The sequence below is a fragment of the Streptomyces sp. NPDC002787 genome (genome assembly GCF_053592095.1).
Genome location: NZ_JBSFVC010000026.1, coordinates 1 through 23,403 on the forward strand (window position 1 = coordinate 1; position 23,403 = coordinate 23,403).

General features: G+C 72.1%; 11 protein-coding genes. 4 read left to right on the forward strand and 7 right to left on the reverse strand.

Annotated elements, in window-relative coordinates:
- The 6 genes from ACWD26_RS31545 to ACWD26_RS31570 form a co-directional block, all read right to left on the reverse strand.
- The coding region (locus ACWD26_RS31545; RefSeq protein WP_451275367.1) for a type I polyketide synthase at positions 1-9,086 on the reverse strand (9,086 nt) is incomplete at its 3' end.
- 336 nt (positions 9,087-9,422) lie between these two features.
- Positions 9,423-11,009: an aspartate aminotransferase family protein gene (locus ACWD26_RS31550; RefSeq protein WP_451275368.1), complete on the reverse strand. Its 1,587-nt coding sequence runs from the start codon at positions 11,007-11,009 to the stop codon at positions 9,423-9,425.
- 164 nt (positions 11,010-11,173) lie between these two features.
- Positions 11,174-13,426, reverse strand: a complete 2,253-nt coding sequence (locus ACWD26_RS31555) for a BTAD domain-containing putative transcriptional regulator (RefSeq protein ID WP_451275369.1) — start codon at positions 13,424-13,426, stop codon at positions 11,174-11,176.
- Positions 13,427-13,770: 344 nt separating this feature from the next.
- Positions 13,771-14,634 (reverse strand): AfsR/SARP family transcriptional regulator, encoded by an 864-nt coding sequence (locus ACWD26_RS31560; protein WP_451275370.1) that lies wholly within the window; start codon positions 14,632-14,634, stop codon positions 13,771-13,773.
- 249 nt (positions 14,635-14,883) lie between these two features.
- Positions 14,884-16,062, reverse strand: a complete 1,179-nt coding sequence (locus ACWD26_RS31565; RefSeq protein ID WP_451275371.1) for an IS701 family transposase — start codon at positions 16,060-16,062, stop codon at positions 14,884-14,886.
- Between the two features lie 346 nt (positions 16,063-16,408).
- Positions 16,409-17,191, reverse strand: coding sequence for a thioesterase II family protein (locus tag ACWD26_RS31570; protein WP_451275372.1), 783 nt, complete (start codon positions 17,189-17,191; stop codon positions 16,409-16,411).
- 263 nt (positions 17,192-17,454) lie between these two features.
- Between ACWD26_RS31570 and ACWD26_RS31575 the strand changes: the two genes are divergently transcribed.
- Both ACWD26_RS31575 and ACWD26_RS31580 read left to right on the forward strand, forming a co-directional pair.
- Positions 17,455-18,633 carry an acyl-CoA dehydrogenase family protein gene (locus ACWD26_RS31575; RefSeq protein WP_451275373.1) on the forward strand — a complete coding sequence of 393 codons (1,179 nt, stop codon included), beginning with the start codon at positions 17,455-17,457 and terminating at the stop codon, positions 18,631-18,633.
- Between the two features lie 379 nt (positions 18,634-19,012).
- Positions 19,013-19,894: a ScbA/BarX family gamma-butyrolactone biosynthesis protein gene (locus tag ACWD26_RS31580; RefSeq protein WP_451275374.1), complete on the forward strand. Its 882-nt coding sequence runs from the start codon at positions 19,013-19,015 to the stop codon at positions 19,892-19,894.
- A 261-nt stretch (positions 19,895-20,155) separates the two neighbouring features.
- Here ACWD26_RS31580 and ACWD26_RS31585 read toward each other — a convergent pair whose 3' ends face one another.
- The gene (locus ACWD26_RS31585) at positions 20,156-21,064 is read right to left on the reverse strand and encodes a quinone oxidoreductase family protein (RefSeq protein ID WP_451275375.1); all 909 of its coding nucleotides are present in this window, start codon (positions 21,062-21,064) and stop codon (positions 20,156-20,158) included.
- Positions 21,065-21,247: 183 nt separating this feature from the next.
- Between ACWD26_RS31585 and ACWD26_RS31590 the strand changes: the two genes are divergently transcribed.
- Positions 21,248-21,955 carry a ScbR family autoregulator-binding transcription factor gene (locus tag ACWD26_RS31590; RefSeq protein WP_451275376.1) on the forward strand — a complete coding sequence of 236 codons (708 nt, stop codon included), beginning with the start codon at positions 21,248-21,250 and terminating at the stop codon, positions 21,953-21,955.
- Positions 21,956-22,071: 116 nt separating this feature from the next.
- Positions 22,072-22,698, forward strand: a complete 627-nt coding sequence (locus ACWD26_RS31595) for a ScbR family autoregulator-binding transcription factor (RefSeq protein WP_451275377.1) — start codon at positions 22,072-22,074, stop codon at positions 22,696-22,698.
- Positions 22,699-23,403: the final 705 nt, after the last annotated feature.

The following is a 23,403-nucleotide window of genomic DNA, read 5'->3' on the forward strand; positions in this document are numbered from 1 at the left end:
CGCGCATCCGACAACCGCTCCACCAACAGCAGCCCCACACCCTCGGACCACCCCGTACCATCCGCACCCGCCGCAAACGCCTTGCACCGACCATCCGGAGACAACCCACGCTGCCGCGAAAACTCCACGAACGTCGTCGGCTGCGACATCACCGTCACCCCACCCGCCAACGCCAGATCACACTCACCACCGCGCAACGCACCCGCAGCCAAGTGCAACGCCACCAACGACGACGAGCAGGCAGTGTCCACCGTGACGGCGGGACCCTCCAGACCGAACGAGTACGCGATCCGGCCGGAGATGACGCTGGAGAGGTTGCCCGCGAGGAGGAAGCCCTCGTACTCGCCGGCCCGCGCGACCACGCGGGCCGCGTAGTCGTCGTACATGGCACCGGTGAAGACGCCGGTCGCTGTGCCGCGAAGCGAGGTCGGGTCGATGCCGGCGTCCTCGAAGGTCTCCCACGCCGTCTCCAACAACAACCGCTGCTGCGGATCCGCCGCCGTCGCCTCCCTCGGCGACATCCCGAAGAACTCCGGATCGAACAGATCCGCATCATGCAAAAACCCACCATGACGCACATAACTCGTCCCCGCACGCCCCGGATCCGGATCGAACAACCCCTCCAGATCCCACCCCCGATTCGACGGGAACCCACTCACCGCATCCACACCACCAGCCACCAACCGCCACAGATCCTCCGGCGACGCCACCCCACCCGGATAACGACACGCCATCCCCACGATCGCGATCGGCTCGTCCGCCCTGGTCGTGCGCCGGGTGGCCACGGCCGGTGCCTCCTTCTCGACGGCGCGGCCGAGCAGGTAGGCGGCAAGCGGGGCCGGGGCGGGGTGATCGAAGACCAGGGTGGTGGGTAGCCGCAGACCGGTGGCCCGGGACAGTTCGTTGCGCAGTTCCACGCCGCTCATGGAGTCGAAGCCCATGTCGTTGAAGGCACGGTCGGGGGCGACGGCGCCTGCTCCGGAGTGGCCGAGCACCGCGGCGACCTTGGTGCGCACCAGGTCGAGCACGGTCTCCTTCCGCTTGTCCTCGGGGAGCGCGGCGATCTGCCGGGCCCAGGAGGACTCCCCGGCGGCGTCCGGACCGGAGGCCCGGGCGACGCGGCGGAGGCGGGCGGGGACGAGGCCCTGGAGGAGCGGATGCGGCTCGGCGGCACCGGCCCCGGACAGCCGCAGCGATACGGGGGCCAGCAGCGGGGCGTCCGAGGTCAGGGCCCGGTCGAAGAGGGCGAGTCCCTGTTCGACGGTGAGGGGCGGCATCCCGGCCCGCTCCCAGCGGGCGATCTCGGCGGCCGTCAGCGTGGCACCCATGCCGTGCGTGGCGTCCCACAGGCCCCAGGCGAGGGAGGTGGCGGGCAGGCCCTGGGCGCGGCGGTGCTGTGCCAGCGCGTCGAGGTAGGCGTTGGCGGCCGCGTAGTTGCTCTGGCCGGCGGTGCCGACGAGGCCGGACACCGAGGAGAACAGGACGAACGCGCGCAGGCCGAGCCCGCCGGTCAGTTCGTGCAGGTGCCGGGCGGCGTCCGCCTTGGGGCCGAGCACGGTGTGCAGGCGTTCCGGGGTCAGCGACAGGGCGGTCGCGTCGTCGAGGACGCCGGCGGTGTGCACCACCGCGGTGAGCGGGTGGTCGCCGGGCACCGACTCGAGGAGCGCGGCGACGGCCTCGCGGTCGGCGATGTCGGCGGCCTCGACGCGGACGGCGGCGCCCTGTGCGGTGAGGTCGGCGACGAGTTCGGCCGCACCGGGCGCGTCGGGGCCGCGGCGGCTGACCAGCAGCAGGTGCCGGGCGCCGTGTTCGGTCACCAGGTGGCGGGCGAAGAGGGCGCCGAGCCCTCCGGTGCCGCCGGTGACGAGGACGGTGCCGTCGGGTGCGAACCCGGACTCGGCGCCGTCGGCTCGGACGGTTTCTGTGACGGCCAGCCGGGGTGCGTGGAACGTCCCACCGCGCAGCGCGAGTTGCGGCTCTCCCGTGGCGAGTGCGGCGGTGAGCAGCCCGGCGGTGCCGGTCTCGGTGTCCGCGGCGGCGGCGTCGAGGTCGACCAGGACCACTCGGTCCGGGTGTTCGGTCTGCACCGAGCGGAGCAGGCCCCAGACGGGGGCCGCGTCGAGGTCGGTGACGTCCTCGCCGGGCAGGGCGCCGACCGCGCCCGACGTCAGGACGGCGAGGCGGGCCGCGGCGAACCGCTCGTCGGCCAGGAACTCCTGGACCAGACGCAGCACCCGCAGGGTCGACGTGTGCCGGCCGTCCGCCGCGGTGCTGCCGTGCGCCCCGTACTGCCGTACGACGACGACGTCGGCCGTCGTCACGTCGGCGAGACCGTCCCGCGCCTCGACGAAGGCGGGCTCCGGGGCGGGGGTGTCGTCCTGGGGCGCGACGAGGGCCGGCCACGTGAGGGCGTAGAGCGTGTCGGCCGCCGTGGTGCGGCCCGTCGCGGCGAGCTTCCGCCGGTCGACGGGGCGCAGGGTGAGGGACTCGATCTCGGCCACGGGGGCGCCGGTGGCGGAGGCCAGGGTCATCCGGTAGGTGTCGGTGCCGTGCGGGCTGATCCGGACGCGCAGGTCGGCGGCGCCGACGGCGTGCAGGGTGACGCCGGACCAGGCGAAGGGCAGCCGGATGCTGTCGTGGTCGGTGCCGTCGGCCGCCGCGAGGACCAGGGGGTGCAGGGCGGCGTCAAGGAGCGCGGGGTGCAGGCCGTAGTGTTCCGCCGCTTCGGCGGGGCCTTCGGGCAGGCGTATCTCCGCGTAGAGGTCGTCCCCGTCGCGCCAGGCCGCGGTGAGGCCCTGGAAGGCGGGGCCGTAGTCGTAGCCGAGAGCGGCGAGGCGGTCGTAGGCGTCGGCGAGCGGTTCGGGCCGGGCACCGTCGGGCGGCCAGTTGGTCAGGTCCTCGCCGGTCGCCGCGGGGGCCGGCGGGGCGAGAGTGCCGGAGGCGTGCCGGGTCCACCGGCGTGTGTCGTCCGCGGCGGTGTCCGGGCCGGCGTGGACGGTGAACGGCCGGGCCCCGGCGGGGTCGGGCGCGCCGACGGCGACCTGGACGCGGACCGACAGGCCCTCCGGTACGACGAGGGGTACTTCGAGGGTGAGTTCGTCGACCCGGGGGGTACCGACGTGGCCGCCCGCGGCGACGGCCAGTTCGAGGAAGGCCGTGGCGGGCAGCAGGACGGTACCCGTGATGGCGTGGTCGGCGAGCCAGGGGTGGTCGCGCAGGGACAGCCGGCTGGTGAGGACGGTGCCGTCGTTCTCCGCCAGTGCGACCACGGTGGCGAGCAGCGGGTGGTCGGCGGTGTCCAGGCCGAGCACCCGCGCGTCGACGGGTGCCTCGGGGGCGAGCCAGTAGTGCTCGCGCTGGAAGGCGTACGTCGGCGGTTCGAACACTGCGGTGCCGGGCGGGTGGAGGGACCCGCCGTCCAGGGGGGCGCCGGCCGTGTGGGCGCGGGCGAGGCCACGGGCGAACGTGTCGGTCTCGGGGCGGCCCGGCCGCAGCAGTGTGACGCAGGTGGTGGCGGTCTCGGCGAGGGCCTCCTGTGCCAGGGCGGTGAGGACGGCGTCGGGACCGACCTCCACCAGGACGGTGGCGCCCTGGCGATCCAGTTCCCGTACGGCGTCGTGGAAGCGGACGGTGGCGCGGATCTGTCCGGACCAGTAGTCGGGCGAGGCGAGTTCGTCGGCGGTGGCGAGTGCACCGGTCACCGTGGACACCAGGGGGATGTCGGGGGCCCGGAAGCCCAGGCCCGCCGCGATCGCGCGAAACTCGTCGAGGACGTCGTCCATGTGCGGCGAGTGGAAGGCGTGGCTCACCTTCAGTCGGCTGGTCTTGCGGCCCTCGGCCCGCAGGGCGTCGGCGACCGCTTCGGCGGCGTCCGCGTCACCGGAGATCACCACCGAGCGGGGGCCGTTGACGGCGGCGATGCTCACGGCGTGCTCATGGCCCTGGAGGGCCCGCAGGATCTCGTCCTCCGTGGCCTGTACGGCGATCATGGCGCCGCCGGGGCGGGCGGACTGCATCAGCCGGGCACGGGCGGCGACGAGGGTCGCGGCGTCGTCGAGCGCGAGCACGCCCGCGGCGTGGGCGGCGGCGAGTTCGCCGATGGAGTGACCGGCGACCAGGTCGGGAGTGGTCCCGTGGTGGGCCAGCAACCGGAACAGCGCGATCTCGGTGGCGAACAGTGCGGGCTGGGTGAAGCTGGTCCGGTGGATCAAGTCTGCGTCCGGGCCGTCCGGGTCGGCGAGGACGACCTCGCGCAGCGGACGCTCCAGTTTTCCGGCGAACGCCGCGCACACGGCGTCGAACGCGGCGGCGTAGACCGGTGAGGCCGCGTACAGTTCCCGTCCCATGCCGAGCCGCTGGGCGCCCTGGCCGGTGAAGAGGAACGCGGTGCGGCCGGCGCCGGCGGCGCTGCCGGTCACGGCGTCCGGGATGTCCCCGAAGGGGGTGCCGTCGGCCAGTGCCTCCAGTGCGGCGAGCCGGTCGGCCACGGTGGCGCCGAAGACGGCGGCCCGTTCCTCGAAGGAGGTGCGGCGGGTGGCGAGGGCGTGGCCCACCGAGGCGGTGCCGGCGTCGTCGGACACGCCGACCCCGGTGACGCTGTCGCGCAGCCGGGCGGCCTGGGCGCGCAACGCCTTCTCGTCGCGGCCGGACAGCAGCCAGGGCGCGGGCAGGCCCGCGGTACCGGTGTCGGCGCGCGTGCCGCCGGGGCCGGCGGGAGGCATCGGCGTGGCCTCGGTGGGGTCGTGTTCGAGGATCACGTGGGCGTTGGTGCCGCTGATGCCGAAGGAGGACACGGCTGCGCGCCTCGGGCGGGTGACGGTGGGCCAGTCGCGGGGCTCGACGAGGAGTTCCACGGCTCCCGTGGACCACTCGACGTGCGGCGAGGGCCGGTCGACGTGCAGGGTCCGGGGCAGCATGGCGTGCCGCATCGCCTGGACCATCTTGATCACGCCGCCGACTCCGGCCGCGGCCTGCGCGTGTCCGATGTTGGACTTCAGCGAGCCTAGGTACACGGGCTCCGCGCCGTCGCGGTCGCTGCCGTACGTGGCGAGGATCGCCTCGGCCTCGATGGGGTCGCCGAGCTTGGTGCCGGTGCCGTGCGCCTCGACGGCGTCGACGTCCGCGGCGGTCAGTCGCGCGTCGGCGAGGGCCTCGCGGATGACGCGCTGCTGTGCGAGGCCGCTGGGTGCGGTGAGGCCGTTGCTGGCGCCGTCCTGGTTGATCGCGGAGCCGCGGACGACGGCGAGGACCCGGTGGCCGTTACGGCGGGCGTCGGAGAGCCGCTCCACGAGGAGCATGCCGACGCCCTCGCCCCAGCCCGTGCCGTCGGCGCCGTCGGCGAACGACTTGCAGCGGCCGTCGGGGGCCAGGCCCCGCTGCCGGGAGAACTCCACGAACATGCCGGGCGACGACATCACCGCGGCGCCGCCGGCCAGGGCGAGGTTGGTCTCGCCGGACCGCAGCGAGCGGACGGCAAGGTGCAGGGCGGTGAGGGAGGAGGAGCAGGCGGTGTCCACGGTGACGGCGGGGCCGACGAGGCCGAGCTGGTAGGCGATGCGGCCCGACATGACGCTGGCGGTGGAGCCGGTCAGCACGTTGCCCTGTACGTTGCGCGGCGCGTCCTGCATGCGCGGTCCGTACTCCAGCGACGTGGCGCCCACGAAGACGCCGGTCCGGGTGCCGTGCAGTGAGGCGGGCAGGACCCCGGCGCGTTCGACGGCCTCCCAGGACGTCTCCAGCAGGAGCCGCTGCTGGGGGTCCATGGCGAGGGCCTCGCGCGGTGAGATGCCGAAGAAGGCGGCGTCGAACTCGCCTGCGTCGTGCAGGAATCCGCCGTGCCGGACGGAGCTGGTGCCCTGCCGGTCCGGGTCGGGGTCGTACAGGTCGCCGGACCAGCCGCGGCCGTCGGGGAAGGCGGAGACGGCGTCGGTGCCCTCGGCGACCAGTCGCCACAGGCTCTCCGGTGAGGAGACTCCGCCGGGGTAGCGGCAGGCCATGCCGATGATGGCGATCGGCTCGCCGTCCTCGGCCACGGTGCCCGGGTCGGCGGTCTCCCCGCCGTCACCGAGCAGTTCGGCCTCGATGAAGCGGGCCAGCCTGCGGGGCGTGGGGTGGTCGAACAGGAGGCTCGTGGGCAGGCGCAGTCCGGTCGCCCGGGCCAGCGCCGAGCGGAGTTCGGTGGTCATGAGGGAGCTGAAGCCCAGCTCCTGGAAGGGGGTGAGCGCGTCGACGGCCTCGCCGTCCGTGTGGCCGAGGACGGCGGCGATGTGCTCGTCGACCAGCGCGGCGACGGCCTGCCCGCGGGCGGTGCCGGACAGTCCTGCCAGGCGTGCGCCCAGAGCGCCGCGCGGCTGTGCGGAGGCCGCCTCCTGCCGTGTGCCGTCCTCGTACACCTCGGCGTCCGGGCCGTCGGCGGGCGCGGTGCCCGTGCGGGCCGGTCCGTCGAACCAGTGACGCCTGCGCTGGAAGGCGTAGGTGGGGAGGTCGACGCGGCGGACCCCGGGTCCGCCGGTCAGCGCGGCCCAGTCGACGTCGGTGCCCCGGGTGAAGGCGGTGGCGAGTGCGGTGAGCAGTGTCTGCGTCTCGCGCCGCCCGCGGCGCAGCGTCCCCACGGCCACGACGGCGCCGGGGTCCTCGACGGTGTCCTCGGCGAGGGCGGACAGGACGCTGTCGGGACCGGCCTCGATCAGCGTGGTGACGCCCTCGGCCTCCAGGCGGCGCACGGAGTCGGCGAAGCGGACGGCCCGGCGGATCTGGCGGACCCAGTAGTCGGGCGAGGAGAGTTCCTCGTCGGTGGCGAGGTCGCCGGTGACGTTGGAGACGACGGGGATGCGCGCCGGGCGGTAGGTGAGGCGCTCCGCGACCCGGCGGAAGTCGTCGAGCACGCCGTCCATGTGCGGCGAGTGGAAGGCGTGGCTGACGGTGAGCGCTCTGGTCCTGCGGCCGCGCTCGCGCAGTCGTCGCGCGACCTCCCCCACGACATCGGCGTCGCCCGATATCACGGTCGAGGTGGGTGAGTTGACGGCCGCGACGGCTGCCTGCCCCGCCAGTCCGGCGAGTTCGGCCGCGACCTCCTCCTCGCCGGCCTGTACGGAGATCATCGCGCCGTCGCCGCGGGCCTCCTGCATGAGACGGCCACGGGCCGCGACCAGTTGGGCCGCGTCCGCGAGATCGAGCACACCGGCGACGTGGGCGGCGGCGAGTTCGCCGACGGAGTGCCCGGCCACGTAGTCGGGCCGTACCCCGAGGGATTCGAGCAGCCGGTACAGGGCGACCTCGACGGCGAACAGCGCGGGCTGCGCCCAGGCCGTCTCGTCCAGTCCCTCGCCGGTGGTGACGATCTGCGCGAGGGGTCGGGGCAGGTGCGGATCGAGGGCCGCGACGACCTCGTCGAAGGCGGCCGCGTAGGCGGGGAACGCAGCGTGGAGCTCCTGCCCCATGCCGATGCGCTGGGCGCCCTGGCCGGTGAACAGGACGGCCGTGCGGCCGTCCGCGACGGCCCCGGTGACCACGTCGGCCGCCGGGCGGCCCTCGGCGAGGGCGGCGGTGCCGTCGAGCAGGCCCGCCAGGTCGGGGGCGAGGACCACGGCCCGGTACCGGAAGACGGTGCGGGACGTGGCCAGGGACCAGCCTACGTCCCGGGGGGACGGCTCGGTCGCGGTCACGTGGGCGTGCAGGCGCCCGGCCTGGGCGCGCAGCGCGGTGTCACCGGCGGCGGAGACTACCCAGGGCAGCACGGCGGACGTTGCGGCGGGCCGCTCGTCCTCGGGGGCGTCGGCGTCCGCGGTGGCCGGTGCTTCGGCGAGCACGACGTGGCAGTTGGTGCCGCCCATGCCGAAGGAGCTGACGCCGGCCACCAGCGGGCGGTCCGGGTGGGGCCACGGGGCCGGTTCGCGCTGCACGGCGAGCCGGAGGTCCGCCAGCGGGATCGCGGGGTTCGGCGTCTCGAAGTTGAGGCTGGGGGGAAGCCGGCGGTGGTGCAGGGCGAGAAGCGTCTTGATCAGCCCGGCGATGCCCGCCGCGCCTTCCAGGTGACCGATGTTGGTCTTGACCGACCCGACCCGCAGCGGCTCGTGCTCGGGGCGCCCGGCGCCGAGCACGGCGCCGAGCGCGGCGGCCTCGACGGGGTCGCCGACGGGGGTGCCGGTGCCGTGCAGTTCCACGTACTGCACGGCACCGGCGGCGATCTCCGCACGCCGGTAGGCGGTGCGCAGGACCTGCTCCTGGGCGTGCCGGCTCGGCACGGTGAGTCCGTCCGTGGCTCCGTCGTTGTTGACCGCGCTGCCCCGGATGACGCCGTAGACCCGGTTGCCGTCGGCGACCGCCTGCCGCAGCGGCTTGAGGAGGACGACGCCGCCTCCCTCGCCGGGCACGAAGCCGTTGGCGCGGGCGTCGAAGGTGTAGGTGACGCCGTCGGGCGACAGGGCGCCGAACCGCTGCTCGGTGACGGTGTTCTCGGCGAGGAGGTTGAGGTTGACGCCGGCGGCGATCGCGGTGGTGGACTCGCCGCTGCGCAGACTCTCGCAGGCCAGGTGCACGGCGACCAGGGAGGACGACTGGGCGGCGTCCACGGTCAGGCTCGGGCCGTGCAGTCCGAGGTGGTACGAGACGCGGTTGGCGATGACGCCGCGGTTGACGCCGGTCATGGTGTGCTGGCCGATGGCGTCGGTGCCGCGCTGGTAGAGCAGGTTGGTGTAGTCGTCCCGGAGCGTGCCGACGAACACCGAGGTGGGTGTCGAGCGCAGGGAGGCGGGCAGGATGCCCGCGTCCTCGAGCGCTTCCCAGACCAGTTCGAGGACGAGTCGCTGCTGGGGGTCCATCGCGGCGGCCTCACGTGGGGAGACCGCGAAGAACGAGGCGTCGAAGTCGGCAACGCCGTCGAGGAATCCGCCGCGCCGGACGGCGGACGGCTCCCCCGCCCCCCACCGGTCCTCCGGCACGTCCGTGATCGCGCTGGTACCGCCGAGCAGCTCCCAGAAGGCGGCGGGGCCGTCGGCTCCCGGCAGCCGGCAGGCAAGTCCGACGACAGCGATCGGCTCGTTGTCCCCGGGGTGACTGTCGATCGCCGGAGCATGCTCATTCATCATGAACTTCCGCTGCCCTTCCATAAACCGAATTCCCATGGCGCAGACCCGTACCGCGTCTCGTGGCGCGTTTCACGCATTTCGTCGGGCCCGGCTGTCCACGCATCTCGCGGCGGGAATGTGACGCGATCCCGATAAGCCGACACTACGTACGTGACGGAATTCCTTCGCCAATGCCCGGCCATGGCCCGGTAATTGCCGAGAATCGACGTCACGCGGCACGGCTTCCCCGCCCCGGACAGCACGCTGCCCGGCCCGTGGACGAGCACGGGCCGGGCAGCGTGTCCGGGGCGGTGGGGGTGCCGCCGCCGGATCGGGAGAGGAGCGGTGCGGGTGGGCTCAGGAGGACGACAGCACCAGTCGTTCCCCGGCCTGCTCCCGGAGGATGACGCACACGTCGGTGAGGGCCTCCTCCAGCCGTCCGATCTCCTCGTCGGTGAGCAGCACCGACGGCTCGAAGCGCAGCGTGTCGACGGCGCTGGCGGTGGGGAACGTCCGGATGGAGTGCCGGTTCAGCAGGTGCCCGGCGATGACGTAGCCGAAGAGTCCGCCGCCGGCCGCCTCGCGGATCGCCGGGTGCTCGGCCGCCGACTGGTCGTGGAACGCGAACCCGAGCATCAGGCCCCGGCCCCGGACCTCCTTGACCACGTCCGGGAAGGCGGTGCGGACCTTCTCCAGGGTCGCCCGCAGCGCGGCGCCGCGCTCGGTGGCCTGCCGGTAGGCCCGGCCGCCGTCCCGCTCCAGCATCTCGAGGACCTTGAGCGCGAGGTGGCAGGAGAAGGCGTCCTTGGCGAACGTCGAGCTGTGCACCAGCTCGAACTGCGCGCGGTAGCGCGTCTGCCGCACGAGCATCACGGACGCCTTGGCCAGGCCGCCGCCCAGGGATTTGGCGAGCGTGTAGTAGTCGCCTCGCAGGCCCATCTGAGAGCTGGCGAGGAAGCTGCCGGTGCGGCCGAGACCGCTCTGGATCTCGTCGAGGACGAGCGGGCAGCCGGTGGCGTCGGCGAACTCCTGGATGATCCGGGCGTCGTCGTCGGACAGCGGCCGGATGCCGCCCTCGCCCTGGATCGGCTCCAGCAGGAAGGCGCAGAGGACGGGGTGTTCGCGCTCCACGACGCGGACCTCCCCGTCCTCGACGGTGAGGCCCAGCAGCACGCCGCGTTCCTCGGCGAGCACCTCGTCGAGCGCCTCGCGACTGCCCCGCGGCACGAACCTGGCCCGGACACCCAGCGCCGCGAACGGGGTGCGGTAGGCCTCGTTGTGGGTGAGCTGGACGCTGCCCATCAGCTTTCCGTGGAAGCCGCCCTCGAGCGCGAGGAAGACCGGGGCCTTCGCCGCGCGTTCCTCGTTCCTGCGGGTGATCTCGGCGATCACCGGTGCCAGCGGGTCGCCGGCCGGGCGCTCGGTCGACAGCTGCGCGTACACGGCGTCGGGGACGGTCGCGGAGCCGTCGTCCACGGCGGCGCGGGCCCGCTCCACCCCGGCCGCGAGCTCCTCCAGGGTCTCGCTCACACGCAGCACGCGGTCGAGCTCGGCGTGCTTGACCGCCGCCTCGACAGCCTCCGCTCCGCTGTTGGCGAAGGTGGCGTAGTACGGCTCGTCGGTGCCGAGTTCCCGGTTGACGATCCGGTTGAGCTCGGCCGCGAGGCGGTTGGCGTAGGGGTGGAAGGAGAACTGCGCGTGCACCGGCACGTTCCCGTCCAGCAGCTCCCCGGCCCGGGCCACGATCTCGGGGTTGTTGTGTCCGAAGATCAGCGAGCCGTAGCCGCCGGCGTAGTCGAGGACGGGGGTCTCCTGGCCCTTCGCGTCGAGGCGGTAGAGCGTGTTGCCTTCGCCCCGCACGTACTCGACATCGAGGCCGGCCGAGGTCAGCAGGCCGCGCAGATACGGCTCGGCGAGCTCCAGGACGGTCAATTCGGGATTCATGTCCAGCTCCTTTTCAGCGCGGAATGCGCGTTCACCGGCGGACCGTGCCGATATCCTCTTCCGGGTGTTCCAGCGGGCGGTCATGCGGCGACCATCTGCTGAATTCCGGAAATGATGGGTGCCCGGTTACCCGCTGGTGAGTCCGGTCGCGGAGCACGCGTTCCTCACGTGAGGGTCCGGGCGTCCTCGTTTCCGCTGGCCGACAGCAGCAGTCGTACGAGTTGCTCGTTGGTGACCCGCTCGGGACGGTCCAGGGTGACCGTCGTGGCGTGGTTCTTGCCCCCGGCCCAGCCCGGCCTTCGCAGCAGGAGTTCCGGGCCGGCTCCGACGACCACGCACAGGGGACCCGACCCGGCCGTCTTCGCCAGTTCCTCCACGGCGTCGAGTACCGCGTCAGGGGCGCGGTGGAGGTCGTCTATGCACAGCACGAGCGGCTCCCGGCACGCCGCCTGCTGGAACAGCTGGGCCCAGGCGCTCATGGTCTCGGTCACGGGCGGCCCGCCGAAGCGGTCGTCCACACCGATGCCGACGGTGGCCACGAGCGGGCGGAGCCGGGAGACCAGGAGGGCGCAGGCCCGGTCGCTGGGGAAGAGTCCGCGGACCGTACGGGTCAGCGCGGCCGTCGCGTCCTCCCCCGGAGCCGCGCCGCAGTAGGCGGCCAGGATCTGGGCCGCCAGCCGGAGACGGTGGCCGTCCTCGCCGGCCGCCGGGATCCGCCCGGTCAGGACACGTGGCGCGTCGCTCTGCGCCCTCACCCAGCGTTCGAAGTCGCGCAGCAGCCGGGTCTTGCCGGTGCCGCGCTCCCCGAGCACCGTCACCAGGTGGGGCACGCCGCGGTGCCGGGTGCGCCGTACCAGCCCGCGCAGGATGTCCTGTTCGTACATCTCGGCGCCGTTCTCCTCGGCGTGCCCCTCGTCACGGGCGCAGAGCGCCTCCCAGCTCCCGGAGGCCGGGTCCGGCAGCCGGTAGCGCACGGCGTGCTCGCTCGTCCGCCGGACGGAGTCGGTGACCCGTACCTGCCCGGCCGGCACTTCGGAGAGCTGCGCCTGTGATTCGTCCAGGACGCTGCCGATGACGGTGGGGGTGTCCTCGTGGCTGCGGTGGCGCAGCAGTACCTCTCCGCTGGTGACGGCGCACTGCACGGCCAGCCGCGGCGCCTCGGGGTCGCCGTCGGCGGGTACGTCGAGGAGGTCGCGGATGGCGAGCGCCGCGAGGACGGCCTGCCGGGCGTCGTCGTCGCTGGGCCCGTCGAGTCCGAAGACGGCGAGCGACATCGAGCCGATCGACGCCGTCACCGTGCCGCCGAACCGTTCGACCTGCTCCGTGACCAGGTGGCAGGCTCTCTCCAGCAGCGCGTCGACGTCCTTGGGGGCCACGTCGGCGCGGGTCGGGGCGAGCCGGGCGCGTACGGACATCGCGGAGACCGTGCGGCGCGTGGAGTCGGCGTGCCGCTCCGGCCCGGCCGGGTCGGGCACGCGCTGCTGCGGCACCGTGATGCCCTCCGCCGGGGTGACCCGGGTCTCCGGAGGCCGGCTCTCCCGGGGTTCCGGGGAGTCCGCGGGTACCGGGGCGGCGGCGGGGGGTTCGGTGGAGCCGACGCGGATCTCGGCCCGGACGGCGAAGGGGTCGGGAGGGCCGGGACGAGCGAGGGAGAGGGTCGGGTCCTGGACGAGGATGGCCTGCTGGAGCTGCTGCAGACCCCGGCCGGGCTCCAGACCGAGACTTTCGACGAGCACGGCCCGGACGCGGCTGTAGACGTTGAGGGCGTCCGCCTGTCGTCCGCAGCGGTACAGGGCCAGCATGAGCTGACCGCACGACCGTTCGCGCAGCGGCTCGGCCTGCACCATCCGCTCCAGTTCGGCGAGGACGGAGTGGTGGTGGCCGCAGGCGAGCTGCGCGTCGAAGTAGTCCTCCAGGACGTCGAGCCTGGTGTTCTCGATCGTGGCCAGTTCGGGCCACTGGATGCCGCTCTCCACCAGGTCCGCGAGGGCGGGCCCGCGCCACAGCGCGAGGGCGTCGCGCAGGAGCGCGGAGGCGGGCTCCGCGGCGCCACGCGCCAGTTGCTCCCTGCCCTGCGCGACCCATGTGTGGAACAGCTGGAGGTCCACCCGTTCGGGGTCCACCCGCATCATGTAGCCGGGCGGCTGGGTCAGCAGGGCGGCGGCGCCCGGGTCCACCTCGGCCTTACCGGACGAAAGGATGTTGCGCAGGCCGTAGACCGCGTTCTGCAGAATCTTGCGTGCCGTGGCGGGGACGTCGTCGTAGCCCCACAGCGCGTTCATGAGGTGGCTGGTGGCCACCACCTTGTTCGTCTGGAGCAGGAGGAAACCGAGGGTGGCGCGCTGCTTGGTGCCGCCGAGGGGCACCTGCTCGCCATGGTCGACAACTTCTATCGGACCCAGCATTCGGAACTGCATGACTCGCCCAACTCCATCCCCGTAAAGGCGGGATACGCGGGCGGGACGCGGAGTGGTCGATCCACGGCAACCGCCCGAATCCGTCAAGATCCGTCACCATCGTGCAGGGCCGTGGTCCAAGATCACACAAATCTCGGGCACATGCCGCTGTCCCGTGCCACACCGTTGTGGGCGGGAGCCCCCCTCGGGGTTCACGATGGTCACCGCCTGTTCATGTGCCGGTGACGAAACGCCTGGCGGTACGGGCGTTCACCTTCTGCGTGGTCGGCGGGAATATCCGTCGCCGCCACCGACGTGCCGCTGTCCCGGACCGGCCGTCGGGGCATCCGCGGCACCCGGGGCGGTCAGCCGAAACAGGCGACGGCGGTGGTACGCATCCTCGGCACGGACGACAGGCGCCGCCGCGCCGTCTCCGGGACCTCGGGGCGGAACGCTCCCGACGGCTCCTCGTGCCCCGAGGAGCCGAGGATCTCGGCCTGGAGCCGCCGCAGCTCCGCCGAGGGCTCCAGGCCGAGTTCCGTCTGGAGGATGCTGTAGAGCGCGTGGTAGGCCCGCAGCGCCTCACTCCTGCGTCCCGCCTGGTGCAGTGTCGAGATGAGCTGCCCGTGGAACCACTCGTGGAGCGGGAACTCCTCGACCAGAGCCCGCAGATCGGGCAGCAGCTCGCGCCGTCGGCCCAGCCTGTCCGCGATCTCGATGCGCAGTTCGAGGGCGTTGATCCGCAGTTCCTCGACGCGGGCGATCCGGCCGGCGAGCACGGTGCCGACCGGCACGCCGCTCAGCACCGGGCCGCGCCACAGGGCGAGGGCGGCGTTCACCTGGTGGACGGCCCTCTCCAAGTGCCCGCTCCGGGACTCGTGGCGTGCCTGTCTCAGGTACTGCTCGAAGCTGCTGACGTCCACCTCGTCGTCGTCGACCCGGAACTCGTAGCCGGGCGTTCTGGCCACGAGCAGATTCCGGCCGTCGGCCGCCACCCTCTCCTCCTGGAACAGGCGACGCGCGTGGTAGACGTGGGTCTGCAGCGTCTTGGCCGCGCTGCGTGGTGGGTTCTGCCCCCACAGTTCCTGGATCAGTACGGCGGTGGGCACCGCCTCGCGCGGCTGGAGCGCGAGGACCGCCAGCATCCGACCGATCTTCGGCGCGTTGGGGGTGTGTTCCCTGCCGTCGTCAGTGACGACCTGGAGCGGGCCGATCAGGTTCAACCGCACAGTGCGTACTCCTCTTCCGGGCGTTCGCGTTCGCGTTGGTGCGTCGCCCACCATGCTCGTGGCGTGGTGGGGCGGCGTTCATGGACGGCCCGCCGGCGTCACGGGGAAGTCGATCCCCGGGGTGCGCGACGCCGACCGGCGGGCCAGGAGGTCGGAGGGGCGGGAGGTCGGAGAGCCAGGGGACGTCAGGTCCTGGTTCGAGCCCGTGGTCGACGGACGCACCGGGGTGGTGGCGTGCCGGGCACCCTGTCACGCGGCCCTGCGGGCAGCCGCGGCGCAGGACGGCGGCTCGGCGGCGAGCACGGTGGCGAAGTGGGCGATCGAGGCGAGTGTGACGTGGCGGTGCCAGCCGGAGAAGGAACGGCCGACGAAGTCCCTGAGCCCGACGCGGTCGCCGATGTCCACGGCGTCCCGCGCCACGAGGTCGCTCAGCCGTGTCAGCCCCAGCAGCGCGGACACGGAGATGCCCGTGATGTTGGTCAACCACAGCCGGTCGGCGCCCCGGTCCGGCGCGGACCACTCCCCGATGAGGCGCAGGCCTCTCACCGCGCCGCCGTGCGGGGAGGCGGGAGCCTGCACCGGGATCACCGAGGCGACGGGCCGGTCCGGCTCCGGGCCGACCGGGGCGCGCATCCGGCCGAGGTGGGCGACCAGTTCTCCGGCGCCGCGCTCGCGCGCACCGTAGGCGGGCAGGACCGACCTGTCGACGCCCAGCCGGGTCGCCGGATCGGTGCGGACGACGAACTGGTGCCCTGCGGCCTTCAGTCGGCGGGCGATCGCCACGGCGTCCGCTCCCTCGGCATCGGCGATCACCGGCCGGCTCGGCACTCCGGCGGCCTGCCCCGCCTGGGCCATCGCCTCGCGGACGCACTCCTCCACGGAGTCCGCCCGTACGTCGGCGGGAATGCGCGCCCTGCGACGGAGGGGTTCCTCCCGCCATCGCCGCGGCAGTACGAGTTGCCACTCGACCGGTACGGCGACCCGCTCCGAAGCCAGCCACACCCCGACCGCCTGCTGGCCGTTGACGGCGCGTCCGAGGTGCGGAACGTACTGGAGGTCGACGCCGATCGAGTGGGCTCCGGCCTTGGGGATCGCGGTGGGCCGGACGACCCAGGCCTCGTGTCCGAGCAACAGCCGCGCCTGCCGGGCCAGCGCGTGCCGGATCGGTGTCCACTCCCACAGGGACTCGCTGATGAAGTGGTGCATTCTCTGCTGTGCCGCGGGGCCACCGAGGTGCGCCGCGATCTGCCCCAGCGTCTTGCGGCCGGACGTACTGAGCAACCCTTTCACGTAATGCTCGGCCTTCTGCCGCTGGCCACTGCGGCGCAACGAGGCGAAGAGCTCCGATTCGGCCTCCGGGACGAGACCGTCAGGGCACATGACCGTGCCCCCCTGCGACAGCTGACGCTGTCCTAACCCTGCTTCCATCGACATCCCCCTGGCGACGTCACCTCTGCCCGCCACCAAAAATAAACCAACCGATCGGTTTTTTTAAGCCCTACGTGTCGACGCCTGCCCAGCGCCCGCCCCCCGACCTGCACGAAATACCTTCTCGACGGGAAGCAGACCACCAACGCAGTCCCCCTAGCCGTCTGGTTCAGACCTTGCCACCCTCTGCAACCATACCAACCGTTCGATTTTTTAGAAGCGGACTACAAGCGCCTCGATCACGTTTCCCGGGGAAGACGCGCGCCGGCCGAGGATCGGCCGGCGCGCCGACATGCGGGACATGCAGAGGGGGCAGACGCCTCGCGCCGCCCCCGCGCGGTCCTGCTCAGACCGTGGCCGCCGGGCTCCGTTCGCCGTCCCGGCCAAGGGCTGAGGTGACCACCCGGGCGACCTCCTTCGTCCTGACGTCGAGGTAGAAGTGACCGCCCTCGAACACCTCCATGTCGGTGCCGACCGTCGTGAACTCCTTCCACCCCGCCGCCGCGCTGACCGGCACCACCGGGTCCGCGTCCCCGATCAGCACCGTGAAGGGGATGTCCAGGGCGGGGCGGGGTGTCCAGACGTAGGAGCCGAGCGCCCGGTAGTCGGCCCGGAGGGTCGGCATCACCATGGCCAGCACGTCCGGGTCGTCGAAGACGGCGCCGGCCGTGCCGCCCAGTCTGCGGACCATGGCCAGCACGTCGGCGTCGGTGCGCAGCCGGTCGCTCGCGTAGGGCGTCGTCGAGGGAGCCCCGCGACCGGACAGGAAGAGCCGCCGCGGCCCCGGCTCTCCCCGCTCGGCCAGGCGCAGGGCGACCTCGTGCGCGACGATCGCCCCCATGCTGTGTCCGAAGAAGGCGTAGGGGCCCGCCACTTCGCGCCGTATCTCGTCGGCGAGGACGTCAGCGAGGGGCCCGATACCGGCGTGCGGCTCCTCATGACGACGGTCCTGACGGCCGGGGTACTGCACCGCCACGAGCTCGATGCCGGGCGCGACCTCGCGCGACAGGCGGAGGAACGCGCTCGCGCCGCCGCCCGCGTGCGGGAAGCAGACCAGTCTCAGCGCACCCCCGCTCACGGAAGCCCCCGGGGAGTCGGGGACGAACCTGCGGAACCACTCACCACTCATGTCGCTCCTCCACTCGGCGCCCCGGCGGTTCCCGTGAACCCCTTCGGGGCGAAGACGTCGCCATGATGGGACCGGACGGTCAAAGCTCGCCCAAACACCCGCCACCGCCCCGCCCCCTCAGGGGCGCCCCCGGCCGGGCGGAGATCATGCGATTACCACTCAGTGACAGCGTGTTACCCGCCCGCACCCACCCGGCCATTACGGTCGGCCGCGCACCGTCCCGACGGTGAAGAGCAGGCACACGAGCGATGCCAGGAGGCGCCATGTCCCCGCATGAACCCGATTTCGACTCCGTCCTGGAGGCGGTGCGAGAGATCGTGCCCACGCTCCGGGAGAACGGGCTGGAGGCCGAGGACCGGCGCTGGATCCCGGACGAGAGCATCGAACTGCTGGAGAAGGCGGGCGTCTTCCGGATCGCCGTGCCGCGCAGGTTCGGCGGGCTCGACCTGTCGCTGCCGCAGCAGTACGCGGTGCTCTCCGAGATAGCGCGCGGCTGCGCCTCGACCGGCTGGGTGGCGGTGGCCTGGGTGTCCACCGCCTGGCTGGCCACGCTGTACCCGGACGTGACGCAGGAGGAGATCTTCGCCGCGGGTCAGGTCCGGATCTCCGGCGCCTTCACCGCGGGCGACAGCACGCTGGTCGCCACCGAGGGCGGCTACCTCCTCAACGGCACCTGGCGGTTCAACACGGGGTGCCGCGGCGCGGAGTGGGACTTGGTCGCCGCCACGGTGGAGCTGCCCGACGGCACCTTCGACGAGGCCTACGCCCTCGTACCGATGTCGGAGCTGTCGATCGCGGACGACTGGCACGTGTCCGCCACGATCGGCACCGGAAGCTCCACGACGACCGCGCGTGACGTGTTCGTGCCCGCGCACCGGCTGGTCACCGTGGGCGAGGCACTCACCGGCACCGCCGCGGGCCGCTCCAACTCCGGTGCCACCGGCCGCGACTACGGCCTGCTGAGCATGGTCATCTCCGAGTCGGTGGCGATCTACCTCGGCGCCGCGAAGGGGGCCTACGAGACGTTCGTCGGGGGCCTGGGCCGGCCCATCGCCTACACCACCTGGGAGGACCAGCGCGAGCACCCGCTCACGCAGCACCAGGTGGCCGTCGCCGAGAACCGGATCGCCGCCGCGGAGGCGCTGTTCGAGAAGCAGCTGACGCTGCTCCAGGAGCGCGCCGACGTCGGTGAGCCGCTGACCGACACGGAGAAGGCGACGGTGCGCGGCCGGGCCGGGCACGCGATCCAGCTGGTGAACGAGGCCGTCGAGGCGCTCAACTCGGTGAGCTCCGCGTCGTCGCTCGTCCGCAAGGGACACTTCCGGCGCTTCCGCCGTGACATCGAGGCGCTCACCCTCCACGGTCTGATGAACCCGAACATGAGCCTGGAGGTGCACGGCAGGGTCTTGGTGGGCCTCGACCCCGGGACGCCCTACATCTAGTCCCCGGCGACGCCCGACCGGTCCGGAAGCGGACCGTCACTGGGCCCCGTACCGACGTGCAGCAGGCCGGTACGGGGCCCAGCGACACGCCGGGCCGTCTTTGCCTTCTTTGCTCGTCTCGCCGAGGAGTCGTCCTCGGTGCCGTAACAGCCGCTTCACCAGGGCCTTTTCGGACCACGACCTGCTCCGGGCCGTTCGCTTGAGCAGTCTTTGGTGCGGTCCTCGGCATTCCTTGTAAAAAGAACCGATGGATCGGTATGTTCATGCGAGTCGAGCGCGAGTTCGACGATGGCTAAGCCGACCACTGAGTCATCACCTGGGGGTTTCCGTGTCCGACACCACTACACGCCCGCGCAGAACGGGGCATCACCTCGCCGACGTGCCACTTGGCACCGACAGCCACGAACGGGTTCCCAAGGAACTCGTCCACCTGAGAGATCCGCAGCGCGTCCTGATCACCGACTGGAGGGAGAGCGGCCCCGACACGTTCCTGTTACGCGCCCAGTGGCCCACCCACACCGGCTCCTGGCCGTACGACGCTCGTCTCCTCACCCAGACCGTCCGGCAGAGCGGACTGACCGTCGCCCACGCCGAGTACCAGGTACCGCTCACGCACCAGACGACGCTCAGCGAGTTCCACTACACCGTGGACCCGGACTTCCGTTTGGAGCCGGGCGAGGCCCCCCTCTTCGAGGTGGAGGTCGCGATACCGCGGCGCGAGCGAACCGGCCGGGCGGCACGCTCGTTACCGATGGACATGCGGGTCTTCCGCGAGGGAGTGCTGGTGGCCGGCGCCCGGACGGACTTCGGTTGGATATCCCCGGCGGCCTACCGTCGGCTGCGCGGCGAGCGCGCCATCGTCGACTGGGGGAACTGGCCCCTGCCCGCGCCGCTCGACCCGGCATCCGTCGGCCGTGCCGCGGACTCGGACGTCGTCCTCTGCCCGACCGGTGAACCCCTGCGCTGGCTCCTGCGCAGCGACATCGCCAACACCCATCTCCTGGACCACCCCGTGGACCACGTGCCCGGCCTCGGTCTGATCGAAGCGGCGGTCCAGGCCGCCCAGGCCACTGTCCCCCACGGCGTCTTCCACACCACAGCGGTCGACATCGAGTTCGAGCGCTACGTCGAGTTCGACGTCGCCTGCCTGGTCGAGGCCGAACCACTGCCGTCGGCCGCTGACGCTCTGATCGTCCGGGTCACCGGAACCCAGACCGGCCACACCGCCTTCCGCGGCGAACTCACCGGCACCATCCTCTGATCACTCGGCTCCGCAGCCCTGATCCGTCCTCATGAAACGTATCCGTCGATCTGTTCTGTGACCCACACACGGTCGAGCCCGGCACTCCTCGGAGTGCCGGGCTCGACCGGTCTCCCGGTGTCATGCGGGCCGCCATGGGGGTGGTCATGGGACGACCATAGGCACCGCCGTTCTTCGGCCGCCCATCGCGGGGTAACCGCCTTCGGACCGGAGATCCGGGCACGGGCACCGGGCCGAAGGCGTATCAGGAAGCAGCCGCCCTCAGGGGACGAGGACCATCTTGCCCGTCGTGCGCCGCGCCAGCATGTCCTCGTGCGCTCGCCGCGCCTCGGCCAGCGGATACGCGGCACCCGTGACGGGCTTCAGGCGCCCTTCGTCGACCAGGCGGAACAGCTCCTTCAGCGGCCCGCTCATCGCGCCGGGCGCCGCCAGCGCGTGCCGCAGCCGGAAGCCGACGACCGACACACCGAGCTGGTGGAGCAGTGCGGGATCGATCGGCGAGAGGCCCTCACGGGAGGCGTCGCCATAGGTGACCAGCCGGCCGAAGGGGGCGAGCGAGTGCAGCGCCGAACCGAGGAGAGGCCCGCCGCCCGCGTCCAGGACCACATCGGCCTTCCGCTCCAGCGGGTACTCGACCACCTCGTCCGCCCCGAGCCGCAGAGCCAGCTCCGCCTTGGCCGGGGACGAGACCCGGGCGAGCACCCGACCCGCGCGGAACTCCCTGGCCAACTGGACGGCGAGGCTGCCGACTCCGCCCGCTGCGGCGTGCACGACGACGGTCTCGCCCTCCCGCATCCGGGCCGCGGTCCGCAGCAGATGCCAGGCGGTGAGCCCCTGCATCAGCAGCGCCAACGCCTCGGCCGCCGGCATCTCTTCGGGAATTTCCACGACCGCGGACTGTCTGGCGACCACTTGCTGGGCGTAACCTCCGGTCACCCGGGCCAACACCCGTCTCCCGTCGGGGGTTCGCCCGACGACCTCACTGCCCGGGACGAACGGAAGGCTGTCGGCGATCGGATACGTACCGTCGGTCTGGTGCGTGTCGGCGAAGTTGACGCCGGCCGCCTCCACCAGGACGAGAACCTCCTCCGGTCCAGGGACCGGAGGAGGAAGCTCGACGGGGGTGAGGACCTCGGGACCACCGAAACAATCGAACTGGATAGCGAGCATATGGCATGGTATTCTCCCGGCCCTTTGAGATCCACAGCCCGACAGGCCGCCAAGTCCGCCCGGTTCATGGTCGTCGCGGAGTCAGCCGAAAAGAAGAAACCTAACGTTCGGTTTGTTAGCGTGACCCTGTGTGCGCGGACGTGTGCACAGGGCTTACCATTCATCACCCCCGGAGCTGCAAGGATGACCAAGCAGGACCGTGCGGTACGCACGAGGCAGGAGCTGATCTGTTCGGCGGCCGAGGTCTTCGACCGCCGAGGATTCATGTCCGCGTCACTCGCGGACATCAGCACCGGGGCCGGCGTGAGTACAGGCGCGCTCAACTTTCACTTCAGCAGCAAGAAGGAACTGGGCGAGACCGTGCAGGCCGCCGCCGAGGAGAGCCTGCGGTACATCACGACCGCCTGCACCGAGGCTCGACCCTCGCCCCTGCAGACCCTGATCGACGCCACCCACGTCCTGGCCACGCAGTTCGAGGAGAACGTGGTGCTGCGCGCCGGGCTCGGCCTCGACAACGACGCCGCCTGGGACGGTGGTGCCGAGCTCTGGCTCAAGTGGCGCGGCTGGGTGCGGGGGATGCTGACCATCGCCGAGTACGAGGGAAACCTGGCCGACGGGGTGCTGCCGGACGACGCCTGTTCCACCATCATGGCGATCGTCATGGGCATCGAGTCCCTCGGGCGCAAGGACACCGCCCTGCCCTCCCGGCGCGTGGTGACGCGGTTCTGGAAGATGGTGCTGCCCAGCCTCGCCTCGGAGAGGACGCGGGCCGACATCGAGGCGTCGGGCTCCGAAGTCGTGGCCCGCTGGGACGAGCGGATGCGCGCGGGGCACAGCGTCTCGGGGCCCCTGGCGGCGGGCCGGTGCGCCGGCCGCGTCGACGAGCGGTGAACGGGACGGTGGCCGGGTTCGCACCGGCCGTTGCACGGGATTAGGCTGAACCGCCTAACATACCGATCCGTTGGTCCTTTCATCTTGAAGGAGACCCTGGGTAAACAAGGAGCGACGTGGTAAAGCAGGACCGGGCCGTCCGGACCCGCCGGATCTTCCTGGAGGCCGCGGCCGAGGTCTTCAACGAGTACGGATACGACGCCGCGTCCATCTCCGTGATCCTGGAACGCGCGCAACTCACCAGGGGCGCGCTGTACTTCCACTTCACGTCGAAGGAGGCTCTCGCACAGGGGGTGCTCGACGAGGCGGTGACCACGCAGGGATTCGCTTCCCAGACCTACAAGATGCAGGAGTGGATCGACGTCGCACTGCTCCTCGCCCACCGCCTCCCCCGCGAGCCCCTGCTGAGCGCGTCGATCCGGCTCTCCGTCGACCCCAAGGCCAGGTCGCTGTTCGGCACCCGCTGGCCCGACTGGATCCAGCTGAGCATGGACCTGCTCGTCGCCGCGAGGGACCGGGGCGAACTCCAGCAGCACGCCGACCCTGCCACGATCGCCCGGCTGTTCGTCGGGGCGTGGACCGGCGTCCAGCTGGTGAGCAGTTCCCTGCCGGAGAAGAAGGACCTGGTGAGCGAAGTCACGGAGCTCTTCGCTCTCGTCCTGCCCGGCATCACCGTCCCCGGGGTGCTGGCGAAGCTGGACCTCTCGCCCCACCGGCCCGAGCGCCTGCTGACCGAATCGTGACCCGGCCAGGACCCGGCAATCGAGTAGGAGGGCCGGGTCGCCCGGCCCTCCTCTCACACCACCGGACATGCGGGCCGCGCATCCGGCGGTTCAGATCCGCAGGTACCTGGACGCCGGGATCATGGTGGATGGGCCCGCCGCGCGACCCGGACTTGCTGCGGTCCGTGTGCCCGGCACGAGCAACCACCACATCACCCGTGCCACTCGATGTTCGGCCCTTCCCAGCCACTCTGCTCATCCCGGCCGGTACTGCGGTCTCTGCTGACTTCTGCCCGGTCAGAGCCGACCTCCCGGCCCACTCCGTCGGCGCGGCGACGCCTCAGCACAACCGACACCCGAACAGATCTCCCCAGGTAAGAACGATCACTGTCCCTGGATCCCCGCCGCGTTCACGCACTGGCCTTCTTGGCGGTGACGGGCTTCGCCTTGCCATGCAGGCTCACCCGACCAACACGCCTCATACGCGGTTCGTGTTCCTCAGTGCCCAGGTCTCGCCCCGGGCTTCCTCCCGACCCCACCTCACGATGACGCCGTTGCCTCCGGCTCGGGGTCACCACCTCTTCCCCCAGGGGACTTTCAACCCCAAGCAATCGCCCTTGCTGGGCGCACATGACCGAGGGCCGGTTCGGATCTCTCCGAACCGGCCCTCGACCGCGACTCTTCCAAGTCGGGACGACAGGATTTGAACCTGCGACCCCTTGACCC

Excerpts from the sequence above, each read along its gene's own strand:
- ACWD26_RS31550 (WP_451275368.1), bottom strand. The coding sequence starts at position 11,009 with ATGAATCCCGAATTGACCGTCCTGGAGCTCGCCGAGCCGTATCTGCGC.
- ACWD26_RS31555 (WP_451275369.1), bottom strand. The coding sequence starts at position 13,426 with ATGCAGTTCCGAATGCTGGGTCCGATAGAAGTTGTCGACCATGGCGAG.
- ACWD26_RS31565 (WP_451275371.1), bottom strand. The coding sequence starts at position 16,062 with ATGGAAGCAGGGTTAGGACAGCGTCAGCTGTCGCAGGGGGGCACGGTC.
- ACWD26_RS31570 (WP_451275372.1), bottom strand. The coding sequence starts at position 17,191 with ATGAGTGGTGAGTGGTTCCGCAGGTTCGTCCCCGACTCCCCGGGGGCT.
- ACWD26_RS31575 (WP_451275373.1), top strand. The coding sequence starts at position 17,455 with ATGTCCCCGCATGAACCCGATTTCGACTCCGTCCTGGAGGCGGTGCGA.
- ACWD26_RS31585 (WP_451275375.1), bottom strand. The coding sequence starts at position 21,064 with ATGCTCGCTATCCAGTTCGATTGTTTCGGTGGTCCCGAGGTCCTCACC.
- ACWD26_RS31590 (WP_451275376.1), top strand. The coding sequence starts at position 21,248 with ATGACCAAGCAGGACCGTGCGGTACGCACGAGGCAGGAGCTGATCTGT.